Genomic DNA, 15,446 nt, shown 5'->3' on the forward strand with positions numbered 1-15,446 from the left:
GGGTCAATCGCCAGCGATGCCGCATCTCCCCGGCGATCATGTCGATCTCCTGATCATCGGCGGCGGCATCATGGGCCTCTGGGCCGCGGTCAAGGCGGAACGGCTCGGCATCCGAACCCTTTTGGTCGAAGCCGGACGGTTGGGGCAGGGTGCCAGCGGCGGCATTCTGGGCGCGCTGATGTCGCATGTGCCCGACCGCTGGAACGACAAGAAACAGGCGCAATTCGACGCACTCGTCGCCCTCGAAGACGAAGTTTCGCGGCTCGAAGGCGAGACCGGGCTGTCCTGCGGTTATCGCCGCTCCGGCAGGCTGATCCCGCTGCCGAAACCGCATCTGCGGCCCATCGCCCTTCGCCATCAGCAGGAGGCCGAGATCAACTGGCGGCACGACGGCGATCCGTTCCACTGGCATGTGCTGGATGCGTCGCCGTTTGCCGGTTGGCCTGATCCGTCCTTTACCGAAGCCGGCATCGTGCACGACACGTTTGCCGCCCGCGTTTCCCCCCGCCATCTGATGGCAGCGCTCGCCGCCGTCCTTGGCAACGCCCGGCATGTCAGCGTGATCGAAGGACTGCAGGCGGAGCGGATCGACCCTGTCGCAAACCGCGTCGAATTTGCCGATGGGCGCTCGATCGGTTTTGGCCATTGCATGATTGCCGCCGGTCCGCAGTCGTTTCCGCTGCTTGGTCCCCTGTCTCCATCCATCTCGGTTCCGCTGGGACAGCCGGTGAAAGGGCAGGCGGCGCTGTTGAAGGCCGATATCGATCCGTCGCTGCCGATCCTGTTTCTCAACGGGCTCTATGTGATCGCCCATGACGATGGCCATGTGGCGGTCGGCAGCACCAGCGAGGAGGAGTTCGACGCGCCGTTTGCCACCGATGCCAAGCTCGACGATCTGTTGGTTCGCGCCCGGGCGCTGGTGCCGGCATTGCAGGATGCGGAAGTCGTGGAGCGCTGGGCCGGCCTCAGGCCCAAGGCGATCGGTCGCGAGCCTATGGTGGGGCCGCATCCCGGCCATCCGCGCGTCATTGCTCTCACCGGCGGCTTCAAGGTCAGCTTCGGGTTTGCCCACAGGCTTGCGGATGCCGCGCTCGGTTTCGTCATCGGCCAGGAGCACTCGCTTCCCGAGAGTTTTATACTTTCGGATCATCTTGCGGTTGCTACGCGTTAAACGCGCGTTTAGGCCCTTTCTCGTCGTTAATCTGTCACGCAAATCGCGTAACCCAATTCGTGGGATTGATGAGCATGCGTGAATAAACGAACAGGGGCAGAAAAGGTGACGCATGCGCTACGCACTCTATTTTACGCCACCTGCGCATGATCCGCTGACGCTTGCCGCGGCGCAATGGCTCGGCCGCAGTGCCTATTCCGGCGAGGCGATGGAGCCGCCCGAGATCTGCAACCTTGGTTTACATGAGATCGCCTATCATACCGCGCTGCCGCGCCGCTGCGGTTTTCACGCCACGCTGAAGGCGCCGTTCCGGCTGGCACCTGAAATCACCGAACAGATGCTGCTGCGCCATCTGATGCGCTTTGCCGGTGCCCATGATCCGTTCGAACTGCCGCCTCTCGAAGTGGCCCGCCTCGGCAATTATTTCGGGCTTGTGCCGGCACTTCCCTGCGAGCGGATGCGGTTTCTCGCCTGCGCCGTCGTGCAGGAATTCGATGCGTTTCGGGCGCCGCTCTCGGAAGGCGAACTGGAACGCGCCGATCCCGGCGATCTCTCGGCACCGCAGTTTTCCAATCTTCATCGCTGGGGCAACCCTTACGTGATGGAAGAATACCGCTTTCACATGACGCTGACGGGCCCGATGACACCGGCCGAGATGCCGCGTTTCGAAACGGCCTTGCGCGCCCATTTCAATCCGTATCTGCTGCGTCCCTTGGAAATCGCCAACATCGCGCTGTTCGTCGAGAATGAGCCCGGTGCACCGTTCCATGTGCATTCTCTGCATCCGATGGGGCGCGTTTCCGCCCGCAAGATCGCCTGAGCGATCACGTTCCGTCTCGACATCGGCGGAAAGGCTGGGCTACCTTCCACAAGAGATAATCGAGGTGGACCATGCCCATAACCATGAAAGACTACCCCCGCGATCTCGTCGGCTATGGCCGCCACACGCCCGATCCGAAATGGCCCGGTGGCGCCAATATCGCCGTGCAGTTCGTGATCAACTACGAAGAGGGCGGCGAAAGCTCGATCCTGGATGATGATCCGGCGTCTGAAAACTTGCTGTCGGAGATCGTCGGCGCCGCCGCCTGGCCGGGCCAGCGCAATCTCAACATGGAATCGATCTACGAATACGGTTCTCGCGCCGGTTTCTGGCGGCTGCACCGGCTGTTTACCGAACTCAATGTGCAGACCACCGTCTATGGCGTGACGCTTGCCATGGCCCGTAATCCCGAAGCTGTCGCTGCCATGAAGGAAGCCGGTTGGGAGATCGCCAGCCACGGTTACCGCTGGCTCGAATACAAGGATTTCGACGAAGCGCGGGAACGCGAACACATCCTTGAGGCGGTGCGCCTGCATACGGAGCTTACCGGCGAGCGTCCTTACGGCATGTATCAGGGCAAGCCATCCGACAACACGCTGAAGCTCGTCATGGAAGAGGGCGGTTTCCTCTATTCGTCCGACAGCTACGCCGACGATCTGCCCTATTGGGTTCCCGGGTTGGATGGCAAGCCGTTCCTGATCATCCCCTATACGCTGGAAACCAACGACATGCGCTTTGCCACGCCGCAGGGTTTCAACACCGGCGATCAGTTCTTCACCTATCTCAAGGATGCGTTCGACACACTTTACCGGGAAGGCGAGGAGGGGGCGGCAAAGATGCTGTCGGTCGGCCTGCATTGCCGCCTCGTCGGGCGCCCAGGCCGCGTGGCGGCGCTGCGCCGTTTCATGGAATACGTGCTCTCCCACGACAAGGTCTGGCTGCCGCAACGCATCGAGATCGCCCGCCACTGGCACGCCCATCACAAGCCCTCAGATGCGTCGATGACCAGCACGGTGGCTGCACGATGACCGCCCGCAACGATTTCGTCGCGACCTTCGGTGGTGTGTTCGAACATTCGCCCTTTATCGCCGAGCGCGCCTATGACGGCGGCATGATCTTCGTGCCGCTGACCGCCAAGGGCGTGCATGAGGCGATGGTGGCGGTTTTTCGCGCCGCGGACCCGCAGGAGAAGCTCGGCATCCTCAACGCCCATCCGGACCTTGCCGGCAAGCTCGCCATCGCCGGCGGACTGACGCAAGAGAGCAAGAACGAACAGGCCGGCGCCGGGCTCGATCGTCTGAGCCCAGATGAGCACGCACGTTTCACCGAACTCAACGCCGCCTATGTCGCAAAATTCGGCTTCCCCTTCATCATCGCCGTGAAAGGCCTGACAAGGGACGACATTCTGGCCGCCTTCGAGACCCGCGTCGGCAACGACGCTGATCAGGAATTTGCGACCGCCTGCGCCCAGGTGGAAAGGATCGCGCATCTGCGGTTGCTGGCCCTTTTGCCGGAGACGTGAGGCGCGCTTTTCCCTTGCCTGTCCTTCGCCTATAGTGACCGCAACAGGAGTTCTCGCCCTCATGAGACCGTCGGAAGTGCTGGAGAAAAACCGTGTGGCTATCCGCGAAGCGACGAAACGCTTCAATGCGGCGAACCCGCGCGTCTTCGGTTCGGTGGCGCGGGGTGAGGATCGTCCGGATAGCGATATCGACATCCTCGTCGATGCACTGCCCGGCACAACGCTGTTTGATCTCGGCGGATTGCTGGAAGAGCTGAAAGAGATGATGTCGGGCACCGATGTCGACCTTCTCACACCCGGGGATCTTCCCGAGCGCCTGCGCGAGCGGATACTGCGGGAAGCCAAGCCGGTATGAGCATCGAGCGGCTCCAGACCTACATCGATGAAATGCTTGAGATCGGGCAGGAGATCCGGACGTTTGTCGCAGGCATGACCTATGAGGACTTCGCCGGCAATTCTCGCGCAGCGGGGCATCGGGATGAACCTGCTGATGATCGGCGAAGCCTCCATGCAGCTTGCCAAGGAGTTTCCCGAATTCGTGGCCGACCATCCGGATATCCCGTGGATCAAGATCCGCGGAATGAGAAACCGCATCGCGCACGGCTATCGCAGCATCAATGTGGAAACTCTGTGGGATACGGTTCAGACATCCATTCCCGACCTTCTCGACCAACTCCACTCTCTGCGCAACTTCCATGCCCAAGGCGAATGATTTGACCGACCCCGAAACCCTCCACATCCTCCCGCTCACCAAAGCAGCATTCGCAGCCTATGGCGACGTGATCGAGGCCGATCCGGCGACGATGCGGCTGATCAACAACGGCACGACGGAGCGCTACCATGGGCTGGCCTCACCGGTCGTAGTCGGGGCCCCGGAGCGGCTGATCTTCAACATTTTTCGCGGCCAGCCGCGGAGTTTCCCGCACGAGGTCGGGATGATGGAGCGGCATCCGTTCGGCAGCCAGAGTTTCATGCCGCTGTCGGGGCGGCCGTTTCTGGTGGGCGTCTCCGACGACGAGGACGGCCGGCCGGGGCGTCCGAAAATCTTTTTGGCGCAGCCGCATCAGGGCGTGAACTATTTCGCCAATACCTGGCATCATCCGCTGATGGCGCTGGGTGAGGTCAGCGATTTTCTCGTCGTCGATCGCGACAACACGGCGGCAAACCTCGAGGAATTCTTCTTCGACAAACCCTATCGCATCACGGAGCCCAGCCTATGACCGGCCTCACCACCCATGTGCTCGATACCGCGAGCGGTGCGCCTGCCTCCGGGCTCGTCATCGACCTCTACCGGATCGACGGCGACGCCCGCGAAAAACTCATGACGGTCACGACCAATGCCGATGGCCGCATTGATGGCGGACCGATCCTCTCCGGCGACACCTTCGTCACCGGCATCTTCGAGCTTGTCTTCCATGCGGGCGACTACCTGCGTGCCCGCGGCGTCGCGCTCACCGAGCCGGCCTTTCTCGACGTCATCCCGATCCGCTTCGGCATTTCCGATGTCTCGGCGCATTATCATGTGCCGCTGCTGATCTCGCCCTATGGCTATTCCACCTACAGGGGAAGCTGATGCGCTTTGCAGCGATCGCCGATATCCACGGAAACTGCGCCGCACTGCAGGCGGTGCTCGACGACATCGCAGACCTCGGCATCCGCGACATCGTCAATCTCGGCGATTGTTTCAGCGGCCCACTGGAGGCTGACAGGACCGGTGACCTGCTGCTGCTTCTCGATGAGGCCGCAGCGCAGACCGTGCGCGGCAACCACGATCGCTACCTCCTGGAAACGCCACCAGACGCCTTGGCGGCCTCGGATCGGCACGCGCACGGGCAGCTGGCACCGCGGCATTTCGAATGGCTGCGCAAACTGCCATTCACCAAGGTCTGGCGCGACGACGTTTACCTGTGCCACGCGACCCCGGAGAACGACAATCTCTACTGGCTCGAAACGGTGTCGGCTGACAGCCAAGTGACGCTGCGGCCGCAAGCCGAGATCGAAGCGCTGGCCGAGGGCATCGCGCAATCGCTGATCCTCTGCGGTCACAGCCATGTCGCCCGTGTCGTGCAGCTTTCGGATGGCCGGCTGATCGTCAATCCCGGCAGCGTCGGCCAGCCCGCCTATGACGACGATGCCCCCGTCTATCACAAGGTCGAAACCGGCCATGCTCTGGCGTCCTACGCGGTGATCGAAAAGACCGACAAAGGCTGGACGCCCACATTTCGCACCGCTGCCTACGACCACATGGCAATGTCGCGGCTTGCCGCGAAAAACGACCGTCCCGACTGGGCAAGCGCACTCGCGACCGGCAGGGTGTGAGCTCGGCTAGCTGAGATCCATGGCAGGCTTCGATATTCCCGTAAGGTAGCGAGGGGTTCTCATGTCCATCATCAGCCACATCACGCTGGGAACGAACGACAAGGATCGATCGGCGAAGTTCTATGATGCTGTCCTCGGAGCGATTGGCTTTTCAAGATTGCCGAAACCACCAGAAAAGCCGTTGGCATACGAACGGGACGGCAAGATGCCGACGATTTACATTTACACCCCGGAAGACGGTCGTCCGGCAACGTGGGGAAACGGCACGCACATCGCCTTCATTGCCGATACCAGGGATCAAGTTCATTCGTTCCATGAACATGCCCTTGCATTGGGGGGCAAAAGTGAGGGGCAACCGGGTCCCCGCCCACATTACGGTCCAAACTACTACGCGGCCTATGTCCGCGATCCCGATGGAAACAAGCTTCAGGCAGTCTGCTACGCCGCAGATTGAGAGCGGTTAGGGTAACGCCAGAGATGTCGGACGCGAGGGTCGGTCGGGCCGCGCCCATGCCCCTTCAATTCTCTATCCACCGCTAAAATTCCGACGGAAACCATTCCGCAAGGCTTCTTCCAGATACTCCCCTGCGACGAGACAGGGGATGATTCGATGGCTCAATCACGCGCAAAACCGGCTGCGAAACGCAAGCGCAGCGCCGGGACCAAACGCTCTTCCTCGCGTTCGGGCGGTTCGCTCTGGCTCTGGGGGGCAGCCCTTGTCGTGGTCGGCGGCTCGATCGCGCTCTACGATCATTCGACAGCCGCGCACCGCTTCGTGAGCAGTCTCACCTCTTCAGAGCCCGTTCAGACAGCCTCGAAGCCGGTGCCGCGCGATGACAATCCGGTACCGCCCAAACCGGTCGTCGCCGCAGCACCTCTGCAGCGCCCGGTCACGCCGCGGCCGGCCGCTGTGCTTGACCAGAGCCAGACGGCGGCGATCATTCCGCCGGCGCCGATCGGCAAGCCGGGCCTGGACGCGGTTGCCGCACAGTCGGCGGATCAGCCGGGGGCGCCGAGAGTGGGCGAGAAGCTTGCCGGCGCCTATGAGGCGAAGTTCTTTCTCTGCGGCACCGCCAAGCAGGACGACTGCGTCGTGTCCGCCGACCGCTTCGTCTTCCACGGCCAGAAGATCCGGCTGGTCGGCGTCGAAGTTCCCAATATCGCCAAGCCCCGCTGCGAGGCCGAGCGGATCAAGGCGAGCGATGCCAAGCTCCGGGTCCGCGCATTTCTCGATTCCGGTCCGTTCGACCTGATGAGCTGGCGCGGCAATGATGCGGCGGTGGACGGTCACCAGTTGCGCGAAGTCACCCGCAACGGCCGCTCGCTTGCCGATATCCTCGTCAAAGAGGGACTGGCGAAGCGCCCGGGCGCCGGCAAGTCCGGCTGGTGCTCCTGAGCCTCAGCCGCTTTTCGCCGGGCCTCCACCTTACTTCGAAGGCTGGCCGTTGGACGCAGAGATCCCGCCATCGACCGGCAGGTTGACGCCCGTCACGAAGCGCGCATCGTCGCTCGCCAGAAACGCGATCACGGCGGCGACATCGGCCGGCTCGCAGGGGCCTTCCAGCGCAAAGCGCGCGTTGAACTGGGCCAGCCGTTCCTGGTTGTCCATGATGCTGTCCGTCATGCCGCTGCGGGTCAGGCTCGGGCAGACCGCGTTGACGCGAATGCCGTCCTTGCCGTGATCCAGCGCCATCGCCCGGGTGAGATTGACGACACCACCCTTGGCGGCATTGTAGGCCGCCATGCCCCAGTCGCCACCGGTGCCGGAGACAGAAGCGACGTTGACGATCGAGCCCCTGGTCGTCTTCAGATGCGGGATTGCCGCGCGGCTTGCGAAGAACACGCCGTCCAGATCGGTCGCCATCACCTTGCGCCAGTCGCTGGTCGACAGCGATGACACATCGCCCTGCACCGCCACGCCTGCATTGTTGACGAGAGTGTCCACGCGACCGAACGTCTTGACCGCGGCCTCGACCAGAGCGTTCACCTGGTCCTCGTCCGCCATGTCGCAGGCCTGCACGAGAACGCGGTCCTTGGGGTAGGGCGCTGCAACCGCCTCAAGCTTTTCGGGGGTGCGGCCGGCGATCACGACGAAGGCGCCCTCATCAAGAAACCGTTCTGCGGTCGCCTTGCCGATGCCCGATCCCGCGCCCGTGACGATGACGACTTTTTCGCTGAAGCGCTGCATGAAATTCTCCTTGTAAGCGATGCTGTTAGGGCCATCCTCCAAGGCTGCGAACGGGCAGGAACGCGGCGTGGTTCCACCGGCAGACGCGGCGAATATGCGATTGTTCGCATTTTATTAATATTGTTAGCAAAGACTGACGGACGGGACACATCGAAATCAGATGGCAGGCGTTGAGGGAGCGAACTACATCGGAGGCGAACATGGCTTTGTATCAGCGTACCGTGCTTGTCGTAGAAGATGAGCCCCTAATCCGGCTGCATCTGGCAGACACTTTGGAGGATGCCGGCTATACGGTTCTCGAGGCATCGAACGTGCTCGAGGCGGTGGCCGTCCTTGGGCAGTCCCGAACCGTTGACGCGGTCATTACCGATATCGACATGCCCGGCGCCCTCGACGGTTTCGACCTGATGAAGCTGATCTGCAGCTGCTACCGGGATACCGCCGTCATCGTCACGTCAGGCGGTCATGTCCTGTGCGAAGCCGAGCTTCAACCCGGCTGCGCCTTCATTGCCAAACCCTATGACCTGCCGAAAATGCTCGACATGCTCGCGGCACGGATCGCCCAGGCCTCCACGCGGTCGTCCCAGGCATGGCCCTGCGGCAGACTGTGGGCCTAGGCTCAGAAGAAGAAATCAGAACCTCACGTCGGCAATGATGTCGCGGCCGCAGGTTTCGATATCGCGCTTTCCGCACAAGGCCATCGAGATGTCCATTTCCTTGCGGATGATGTCGAGCGCTGCAGTCACGCCCGGCTTTCCCATCGCGCCGAGGCCATAGAGGAAGGGGCGGCCGATATAGGTGCCCTTGGCCCCCAGCGCCACGGCTTTCAGCACATCCTGACCGGAGCGGATACCGCCGTCGAAATGCACCTCGATACGGTCACCGACGGCTTCGACGATCTTCGGCAGCATGCTGATCGAGGAGGGGGCGCCATCCAGCTGGCGGCCGCCGTGGTTGGAAACGATGATCGCATCGGCGCCGGTGTCGGCTGCGGCCCGCGCGTCTTCCTCGTCGAGAATGCCCTTGATGATCAGCTTGCCGCCCCACAGGTCCTTGATCCAGCGGATATCGTCCCAGGAGAGGCGCGGGTCGAACTGTTCGGCGGTCCAGGCACCGAGCGACGACAGGTCCGAGACGTTGCTCGCATGGCCCACGATATTGCCGAAGCCGCGACGCTTGGTGCGCAGCATTTCCAGGCACCATTGTGGCCTGGTTGCCAGTTGCAGGGCACTGTTCAGCGTCCATTTGGGCGGTGCCGACAGGCCGTTGCGGATGTCCTTGTGGCGCTGGCCGAGGATCTGCAGATCGGCGGTGACGACCAGCGCCGAGCAGCCGGCCTGCTTGGCGCGGCCGATCAGCCGTTCGATAAAGCCGCGGTCCTTGAGCACGTAGAGCTGGAACCAGAACGGCTTGGTGGTGACCGAGCGCACATCCTCGATCGAGCAGATGCTCATCGTCGACAGCGTGAAGGGAACGCCGAATTCTTCGGCCGCCTGCGCTGCCAGCATTTCGCCATCGGCGTGCTGCATGCCGGTCATTCCGGTCGGTGCGAGCGCCACGGGCATCGCCGCTGCCTGTCCCACCATCGTCGTTGCCAGCGACCGGTTGGTCATGTCGACCAGCACCCGCTGGCGCAGCTTGATCTTGGAAAAGTCATCCTCGTTGGCACGGTAGGTGCCTTCGGTCCAGGCGCCACTATCGGCATAATCGAAGAACATCTTGGGCACACGACGGCGAGCCATGGTCTTCAGATCGGCAATGGTCAGCGGCTTGGACATGCGCAAAACTTCCTCCTCGATGGTTGTCCGACAACTACCATATCCGGGCGACCTTGCCAGCGGAAACGTCGGTTTGGGGGAGCAGTTTTCTCAACCGCACCGCAGGTGCCGCGCCGCAACGGAAAACGGGCGGCCATGGCCGCCCGTCATAGTTTACTCAATCTGTGGCCGGGTTTTGTGGCTGGGCCTCAGAATTCTTCCCAGGACTGGGCCTGTGCCGCGGCCGATGACGAACCGCCGCCGAAGGCTGAAGCGATGCGGTTGCCGAGCGCTCGTGCCGGCGATGGTGTCTGGCGCGAGGCCGGCGATACGGCCATCGGAGCCGACGGAGCATGGCCGCGACGACCGTTCGATGCGGAGCGGTTTTCGCTCTGGCCGAGGTTGAAGCGCGACAGGAGGTCGTTCAGCGAGGCTGCTTCCTTGGCAAGCGAGTGGCTGGCCGCAGTCGATTCTTCCACCATGGCGGCGTTCTGCTGGGTGCCCTGGTCCATCGTGTTGACCGCCGTGTTGATCTCCTGCAGTCCGACCGCCTGTTCGCGCGCGGAGTCGACGATCGCGTTGACGTGGCGGTTGATCTCCTGAACTTCGGCGACGATGACTTCCAGCGCCTTGCCGGTCTCGCCGACGAGGTGGACGCCGGAGCGGACATGCTCGCTCGATGCGGTGATCAGTTCCTTGATCTCCTTGGCGGCCTTGGCAGACCGCTGTGCGAGTTCGCGGACTTCCTGTGCGACGACGGCGAAACCCTTGCCCGCTTCACCGGCACGCGCGGCTTCGACACCGGCGTTCAGGGCGAGAAGGTTGGTCTGGAAGGCGATTTCGTCGATGACGCCGATGATGCTGGAGATCTCGCCCGAGGACTTTTCGATCCCCTGCATGGCGGTGACCGCATCGCGCACGACTGCGCCGGAACGCTCGGCACCGGCACGGGCCTTGGTGACGAGGTTGCCGACTTCTTCGGCGCGCTTGCTGGAATCCTTCACCGTGGTGGTGATCTGCTCCAAGGCGGCTGCGGTTTCTTCGACCGATGCAGCCTGCTGTTCGGTGCGCTTGGACAAATCATCGGCGGCCGCACGGATCTCATTGGCGCCGCCGTCGATGCCGCGAGCGTTGTTGCCGACGGCCTGCAGGGTTTCCTGAAGGTTGGCAACCGAATCGTTGAAGTTGTTGCGCAGCGCATCAAGATGCGCGACGAACGGCGTGTCGAGGCGGTAGGCGACATCACCCTGCGCAAGCTTTGCCAGTCCGCCGGCAAGCTGGTCCACCGCGAACTGTGTGTCAGCTGCGTCCTTTGCCTTCTGCGCGTCGCGTTCGATGCGTTCGCGATCGGACAGGCTGCGGTTGGCATCGGCTTCGCGTTCGAGACGGATGCGCTCCAGCGCGTTGTCGCGGAACACGGCAACGGCTGCCGCCATGGCGCCAAGCTCGTCGCGGCGATCCTGACCTTCGACAGGGGCCTCCGTCTCACCGCGTGCCAGCGATGCCATGCGTTCGCGAAGGCTGGCGATCGGCTTGGTGATGCCCTTCGTCGCGATGATGAGTGAGGCGATGATGCCAAGGGCAAAGATGACGACCAGCGCTGCGAGCGTCTTTAAAATGAGGGCATTGGTGGTCTCGGTCATCTCGTCGCTGGTCTGGGCAATGCCTTTGTTGAAGCGATCCAGCAAAGTGACCATGTCCCTGCCGAGCGGCATGATTTGAAGGTCCGCCTGCGCAAGCAGCGCGCGGGCCTCTTCGTCACGATCGGAGGAGCCGGCCTCGACGGCCTTGTCGATCAGTGCAAGGGCTTCCTTGACACGGATGGCGATGCCGTTGACCTCAGGCATTTTCGACGCCAGTCCTGCCTGAACGGTGTCGAGGCGCATCAGCAGAGCCGTCTTGCTTTCCTTGTAGAAAGCTATTGCAGTCGTCATGGCCGGGTCGGTGCGTGAGTATGTAAGAATTTGATAGGCGGCGTAGCCTGAGGCGGCCAGGTTGCGGTTGACGCGCACAAATTCCACGGCCGCAACGTTGTCCGAAGAGATGAAATCCGAATAGCTGGTGTCGGCGGCCTTGTAGCGGCTTGCAACGAAGCTTGTGGCACTCAGTCCGACGACGCAGAGCGGGATGAGCACAGACAGTATTTTGGTGCGAATACTCGCGTTTTTCAGAAACGACATATATCCCTCGTGGAGGTCCAAAGAAGCCGTCATTCCATCAGCTTTGCTGGTGCCGGCCGGGAGGGCTGGGGCAAATGCATAAACTGACCGATTGGTCCGGCGAACTAACGTGGCATGACAGCTGCGCTCTGCCTTCATGGCTGCCAGTGGATGTTCTGTCAGGGAACAGGGGTAATAAGTTATAGTTTAAATACAATTAAATAGAGATATTACTGGAAACATGCAGCGATTGCGGGATCTTTTCTTAATGTTTCTTGCGCAGGTTGCGCATGGCGGTGATGTTCGTATGTCATTTCGCGGCGTTGCCGCTCACGCGTCGAGCCCCGTCTTCATCGCCTTGCCCGCAACATAGGTTTCCACCACCGCGCGGTCGTCGCCCATAGTCTGCAGCAGGAACAGCTCTTCGGGCAGGGTCTTCACCGTTTCCATCCGAAGCCGCATTGCGGGTGTCGATTCGGCGTCGAGGATGACGAGGTCGGCCATCGATCCGATGTCGAGCGTGCCGATGTCGGCCTCCATGCCCAGCGCCTCCGCATTGCCGCGGGTCATCAGGTAGTAGCTTTCGAGCGGATTGAGACGTTCGCCCAGCAGTTGCTGGATCTTGTAGGCCTCGTCCATGGTCTTCAGCATCGAATAGCTGGAACCGCCGCCGATATCGGTCGCGACGGAAACACGGACGGGCTTTTCGCGCCTCCTCAAGGCTTTCAGCGGAAACAGGCCGGAACCGAGGAACAGGTTGGAGGTCGGGCAATGCACGGCAATGCTGCCGGCTTCCGACAGCGCATCTGCCTCACGCTCGGAGAGATGGATGGCGTGGCCGAGCAGCGTCTTTTTCCCCAGCAGGCCGTAACGGGCATAGATATCGGTATAGTCCGTCGCTTCCGGATAGAGCTCGGCAGTATACTTGATTTCGTCGTGGTTTTCCGAGAGGTGCGTCTGGATGAACAGGTCGGGGAATTCCTGCGCCAACGCTTCCGCCGCCTTCATCTGGCCCGGCGTCGAGGTGATGGCAAAGCGGGGCGTGATGGCGACGTGGTTGCGGCCCTTTCCGTGCCATTCGGCAATCACGGCTCTGGTTTCGTCATAGCCCATCTCGGCGGTATCGAGCAGGCCCTGCGGTGCATTGCGATCCATCATCACCTTGCCGCCGACCATGCACATGTTGCGCTTCATCGCCTCGGCGAAAAAGGCGTCGGCGGAAGTCTTGTGGACGGAGCAATAGGCAACCGCCGTCGTCGTGCCGTGGCGCAGGAACTCGTCGTAGAAATGCGTGGCGATGCGCGTCGCGTGATCGCTCTCGACGAAGCGGCATTCCTCGGGGAATGTGTAGGTGTTGAGCCATTCCAGAAGGTTGCCGGCATAGGACGCAATCACCTGCATCTGCGGAAAATGCACATGGGTGTCGATCATCCCCGGCAGGATGAGGTGCGGCCGGTGATCGATCTCCTCGATATCGGCTGGCGCCTGCGCCTTGACCTGCGCGTAGTCGCCGGTTGCGGTGATCCGGCCGCCGGACACGAGGAGGGCGCCGTCGTGCTCGTACGAATAGCTGTCGGTATCGGTCATCGCGAGGGGCGCACGCTTGAATGAAAGAAGGCGGCCGCGGATCAGGGTATCGGTCATCTAAAACTCTATTTCGACGCTATCGCACTTTCATACCACGCAACGAGAAGACGGCGCTCCTCGGGGGTGATGGCGGACACGTTGCCTGGCGGCATGGCGTGGCTCCGGCCGGCCTGGATATAGATCTCGCGGGCGTGGGCGGCAATCTCCGCATCGGTTTCCAGCTTCACCGATTTCGGCGTGAAGGTGATGCCCTCCCAAACCGGTTCCGCCGCATGGCACATCGAACAGCGCCCTTGGACGACATTGCGTGCCGCGACGAAATGGGTGTCGGATGCGAATGTCTGCTGGATCGGCGTCATGGCCGATGCTTTCGATATCTGTGTCTCGCCGATCAGCACTTTTGGCACCGTCGAAAGCCACATGATGGTGATGAACAGGAGCACCGTCACCAGCCAGGTCCAGGTCGGCTTGCCCTTGCGGGCATGGGTGGTGTTGAACCAGTGGCGGATCGTCACGCCCATCAGGAAGATCAGCGCCGCGATCACCCAGTTGAAATGGGTGGCAAACGCCAGCGGATAATGGTTCGACAGCATGAAGAAGATGACGGGGAGCGTCAGGTAGTTGTTGTGCAGCGAACGCTGCTTGGCAATCGCGCCGTATTTCGGATCGGGCGTGCGTCCGGCGATCAGGTCGGCGACGACGATGCGCTGGTTGGGCATGATGATCATGAACACGTTGGCCGACATGATCGTGGCGGTGAAGGCGCCGAGATGCAGGAAGGCGGCGCGGCCGGAAAAGATCTGCGTGTAGCCCCAGGCCATCGCAACCAGAACCACGTAGAGAATGCCCATCAGCGCCCAGGTGTTTTTGCCAACAGGCGATTTGCACAGCTGGTCATAGATGACCCAGCCGATACCGAGCGAGGCCAGCGAAAGGCCGATCGCCTGCAGGGATGACAGGTCCATCACCGTGCGGTCGATCAGGAACAGGTCTGCGCCGCCATAATAGACGATACACAGCATCAGGAAGCCGGAGAGCCAGGTGGCGTAGCTTTCCCACTTGAACCAGGTCAGGTGTTCCGGCATCTGCGCCGGCGCCACCAGGTATTTCTGGATGTGATAGAACCCGCCGCCATGCACCTGCCATTCCTCGCCATAGGCGCCGACGGGAAGATGTGCCCGCTTCACCAGCCCAAGATCAAGCGCGATGAAGTAGAAGGACGAGCCGATCCAGGCGATCGCAGTGATGACGTGAAACCAGCGCGCTGCAAAGCTCAGCCATTCCCAGGCGATCGCGTATTCGTACATTCCGTGTGTTCCCGATTCAGTTCCCCTGCAGCGCACTTTGGGGAAAAAATCGCGGAGAGGGAAGAGGGGCGGACGCCACCGTCATTCCGATACAGATCATATGGCAATGAGGGGAGCGGGCGAGGTTGCCGTGCCCGTCCATCCGGACTAGCTTTCGGGCGTATCAGGATCGAGGAGCTACCCATGAGCGAAACCGCAGAACCCCATCATGCCTCGTGCCACTGCGGCGCGGTGCGCTTGCGGGTCAAGTTGTCGGATGGGTTCAACACGATCCGGCGCTGTGACTGCTCGTTTTGCCGCATGCGGGGAGCCGTCGTTGCCTCTGCGCTGCTGAGCGATCTCACCATCCTTGAAGGCGAGGACAGCCTGACGCTCTATCAGTTCAATACGGGGACTGCGAAACACTATTTCTGCAAGACCTGCGGCATCTATACCCATCACCAGCGACGCTCAAATCCGGAGCAGTTCGGCATCAATGTCGCCTGCATCGAAGGTGTCAGTCCGTTCGATTTCCCCGAAGTGACGGTCATGGACGGCGTCCGTCATCCAACCGATACGGGTGCCGATCCAAATTCGGGGATTGCAGGTGTCCTCAGATACTCGACATCCTGAGGCT

At 61.8% G+C, this 15,446-nt stretch carries 18 protein-coding genes; 13 read left to right on the forward strand and 5 right to left on the reverse strand.

Annotated elements, in window-relative coordinates; all coding sequences use genetic code 11:
- The first annotated feature begins 16 nt into the window (after nucleotides 1–16).
- The 11 genes from ASF70_RS21930 to ASF70_RS21980 all read left to right on the forward strand — a co-directional run bounded on the left by ASF70_RS21930 (nucleotide 17) and on the right by ASF70_RS21980 (nucleotide 7,228).
- Nucleotides 17–1,171, forward strand: a complete 1,155-nt coding sequence (locus tag ASF70_RS21930) for an FAD-binding oxidoreductase (RefSeq protein ID WP_244474103.1) — start codon at nucleotides 17–19, stop codon at nucleotides 1,169–1,171.
- A gap of 112 nt (nucleotides 1,172–1,283) precedes the next feature.
- The gene (locus ASF70_RS21935) at nucleotides 1,284–1,991 is read left to right on the forward strand and encodes a DUF1045 domain-containing protein (RefSeq protein ID WP_062582757.1); all 708 of its coding nucleotides are present in this window, start codon (nucleotides 1,284–1,286) and stop codon (nucleotides 1,989–1,991) included.
- Nucleotides 1,992–2,068: 77 nt separating this feature from the next.
- Nucleotides 2,069–3,019 (forward strand): allantoinase PuuE, encoded by a 951-nt coding sequence (puuE, locus tag ASF70_RS21940; protein ID WP_156461922.1) that lies wholly within the window; start codon nucleotides 2,069–2,071, stop codon nucleotides 3,017–3,019.
- Nucleotides 3,016–3,513: a 2-oxo-4-hydroxy-4-carboxy-5-ureidoimidazoline decarboxylase gene (gene uraD / locus ASF70_RS21945; protein WP_062582762.1), complete on the forward strand. Its 498-nt coding sequence runs from the start codon at nucleotides 3,016–3,018 to the stop codon at nucleotides 3,511–3,513. The genes puuE and uraD overlap by 4 nt, the downstream gene beginning before the upstream one ends.
- Nucleotides 3,514–3,574: 61 nt before the next feature.
- Nucleotides 3,575–3,868, forward strand: coding sequence for a nucleotidyltransferase family protein (locus ASF70_RS21950; protein WP_062582764.1), 294 nt, complete (start codon nucleotides 3,575–3,577; stop codon nucleotides 3,866–3,868).
- A gap of 81 nt (nucleotides 3,869–3,949) precedes the next feature.
- A complete protein-coding gene (locus ASF70_RS21955) occupies nucleotides 3,950–4,225 on the forward strand; it encodes a HepT-like ribonuclease domain-containing protein (protein ID WP_244474104.1) in 276 nt (91 codons plus the stop codon).
- Nucleotides 4,209–4,733, forward strand: coding sequence for an ureidoglycolate lyase (locus ASF70_RS21960; RefSeq protein ID WP_062582767.1), 525 nt, complete (start codon nucleotides 4,209–4,211; stop codon nucleotides 4,731–4,733). The genes ASF70_RS21955 and ASF70_RS21960 overlap by 17 nt, the downstream gene beginning before the upstream one ends.
- Nucleotides 4,730–5,086 (forward strand): hydroxyisourate hydrolase, encoded by a 357-nt coding sequence (uraH, locus tag ASF70_RS21965; RefSeq protein WP_062582770.1) that lies wholly within the window; start codon nucleotides 4,730–4,732, stop codon nucleotides 5,084–5,086. The genes ASF70_RS21960 and uraH overlap by 4 nt, the downstream gene beginning before the upstream one ends.
- Complete coding sequence (locus tag ASF70_RS21970; RefSeq protein ID WP_062582772.1) at nucleotides 5,086–5,832, forward strand: metallophosphoesterase family protein; 747 nt, start codon at nucleotides 5,086–5,088, stop codon at nucleotides 5,830–5,832. Before uraH ends, ASF70_RS21970 begins: the two co-directional genes overlap by 1 nt.
- 61 nt (nucleotides 5,833–5,893) lie before the next feature.
- A complete protein-coding gene (locus ASF70_RS21975) occupies nucleotides 5,894–6,286 on the forward strand; it encodes a VOC family protein (protein WP_062582774.1) in 393 nt (130 codons plus the stop codon).
- A 156-nt stretch (nucleotides 6,287–6,442) separates the two neighbouring features.
- A complete protein-coding gene (locus ASF70_RS21980; protein WP_062582776.1) occupies nucleotides 6,443–7,228 on the forward strand; it encodes a hypothetical protein in 786 nt (261 codons plus the stop codon).
- 30 nt (nucleotides 7,229–7,258) lie between these two features.
- Here ASF70_RS21980 and ASF70_RS21985 read toward each other — a convergent pair whose 3' ends face one another.
- The gene (locus ASF70_RS21985) at nucleotides 7,259–8,020 is read right to left on the reverse strand and encodes an SDR family oxidoreductase (protein ID WP_062582778.1); all 762 of its coding nucleotides are present in this window, start codon (nucleotides 8,018–8,020) and stop codon (nucleotides 7,259–7,261) included.
- 200 nt (nucleotides 8,021–8,220) lie between these two features.
- Between ASF70_RS21985 and ASF70_RS21990 the strand changes: the two genes are divergently transcribed.
- Nucleotides 8,221–8,637, forward strand: a complete 417-nt coding sequence (locus ASF70_RS21990) for a response regulator (RefSeq protein WP_062582780.1) — start codon at nucleotides 8,221–8,223, stop codon at nucleotides 8,635–8,637.
- A 15-nt stretch (nucleotides 8,638–8,652) separates the two neighbouring features.
- On the opposite strand, the gene ASF70_RS21995 is transcribed toward ASF70_RS21990, so the two are convergent.
- The 4 genes from ASF70_RS21995 to puuD form a co-directional block, all read right to left on the reverse strand.
- Nucleotides 8,653–9,798 (reverse strand): alpha-hydroxy acid oxidase, encoded by a 1,146-nt coding sequence (locus tag ASF70_RS21995; RefSeq protein ID WP_062582781.1) that lies wholly within the window; start codon nucleotides 9,796–9,798, stop codon nucleotides 8,653–8,655.
- A gap of 188 nt (nucleotides 9,799–9,986) precedes the next feature.
- The gene (locus ASF70_RS22000; RefSeq protein WP_062582783.1) at nucleotides 9,987–11,957 is read right to left on the reverse strand and encodes a methyl-accepting chemotaxis protein; all 1,971 of its coding nucleotides are present in this window, start codon (nucleotides 11,955–11,957) and stop codon (nucleotides 9,987–9,989) included.
- Nucleotides 11,958–12,266: 309 nt separating this feature from the next.
- Complete coding sequence (guaD, locus tag ASF70_RS22005) at nucleotides 12,267–13,580, reverse strand: guanine deaminase (RefSeq protein WP_062582785.1); 1,314 nt, start codon at nucleotides 13,578–13,580, stop codon at nucleotides 12,267–12,269.
- A gap of 8 nt (nucleotides 13,581–13,588) precedes the next feature.
- Nucleotides 13,589–14,830: a urate hydroxylase PuuD gene (gene puuD / locus ASF70_RS22010; RefSeq protein WP_062582786.1), complete on the reverse strand. Its 1,242-nt coding sequence runs from the start codon at nucleotides 14,828–14,830 to the stop codon at nucleotides 13,589–13,591.
- 183 nt (nucleotides 14,831–15,013) lie between these two features.
- Here puuD and ASF70_RS22015 point away from each other — a divergent pair, with 183 nt between their 5' ends.
- Nucleotides 15,014–15,442, forward strand: a complete 429-nt coding sequence (locus ASF70_RS22015) for a GFA family protein (RefSeq protein ID WP_062582788.1) — start codon at nucleotides 15,014–15,016, stop codon at nucleotides 15,440–15,442.
- The last annotated feature ends 4 nt before the right edge of the window (nucleotides 15,443–15,446 follow it).

Source organism: Rhizobium sp. Leaf321, from assembly GCF_001423215.1.
Classification (GTDB): domain Bacteria; phylum Pseudomonadota; class Alphaproteobacteria; order Rhizobiales; family Rhizobiaceae; genus Neorhizobium; species Neorhizobium soli.

Excerpts from the sequence above, each read along its gene's own strand:
- ASF70_RS21930 (WP_244474103.1), top strand. The coding sequence starts at position 17 with ATGCCGCATCTCCCCGGCGATCATGTCGATCTCCTGATCATCGGCGGC.
- ASF70_RS21935 (WP_062582757.1), top strand. The coding sequence starts at position 1,284 with ATGCGCTACGCACTCTATTTTACGCCACCTGCGCATGATCCGCTGACG.
- uraD (WP_062582762.1), top strand. The coding sequence starts at position 3,016 with ATGACCGCCCGCAACGATTTCGTCGCGACCTTCGGTGGTGTGTTCGAA.
- ASF70_RS21950 (WP_062582764.1), top strand. The coding sequence starts at position 3,575 with ATGAGACCGTCGGAAGTGCTGGAGAAAAACCGTGTGGCTATCCGCGAA.
- ASF70_RS21955 (WP_244474104.1), top strand. The coding sequence starts at position 3,950 with ATGAGGACTTCGCCGGCAATTCTCGCGCAGCGGGGCATCGGGATGAAC.
- ASF70_RS21960 (WP_062582767.1), top strand. The coding sequence starts at position 4,209 with ATGCCCAAGGCGAATGATTTGACCGACCCCGAAACCCTCCACATCCTC.
- uraH (WP_062582770.1), top strand. The coding sequence starts at position 4,730 with ATGACCGGCCTCACCACCCATGTGCTCGATACCGCGAGCGGTGCGCCT.
- ASF70_RS21970 (WP_062582772.1), top strand. The coding sequence starts at position 5,086 with ATGCGCTTTGCAGCGATCGCCGATATCCACGGAAACTGCGCCGCACTG.
- ASF70_RS21975 (WP_062582774.1), top strand. The coding sequence starts at position 5,894 with ATGTCCATCATCAGCCACATCACGCTGGGAACGAACGACAAGGATCGA.
- ASF70_RS21980 (WP_062582776.1), top strand. The coding sequence starts at position 6,443 with ATGGCTCAATCACGCGCAAAACCGGCTGCGAAACGCAAGCGCAGCGCC.
- ASF70_RS21985 (WP_062582778.1), bottom strand. The coding sequence starts at position 8,020 with ATGCAGCGCTTCAGCGAAAAAGTCGTCATCGTCACGGGCGCGGGATCG.
- ASF70_RS21990 (WP_062582780.1), top strand. The coding sequence starts at position 8,221 with ATGGCTTTGTATCAGCGTACCGTGCTTGTCGTAGAAGATGAGCCCCTA.
- ASF70_RS21995 (WP_062582781.1), bottom strand. The coding sequence starts at position 9,798 with ATGTCCAAGCCGCTGACCATTGCCGATCTGAAGACCATGGCTCGCCGT.
- ASF70_RS22000 (WP_062582783.1), bottom strand. The coding sequence starts at position 11,957 with ATGTCGTTTCTGAAAAACGCGAGTATTCGCACCAAAATACTGTCTGTG.
- guaD (WP_062582785.1), bottom strand. The coding sequence starts at position 13,580 with ATGACCGATACCCTGATCCGCGGCCGCCTTCTTTCATTCAAGCGTGCG.
- puuD (WP_062582786.1), bottom strand. The coding sequence starts at position 14,830 with ATGTACGAATACGCGATCGCCTGGGAATGGCTGAGCTTTGCAGCGCGC.
- ASF70_RS22015 (WP_062582788.1), top strand. The coding sequence starts at position 15,014 with ATGAGCGAAACCGCAGAACCCCATCATGCCTCGTGCCACTGCGGCGCG.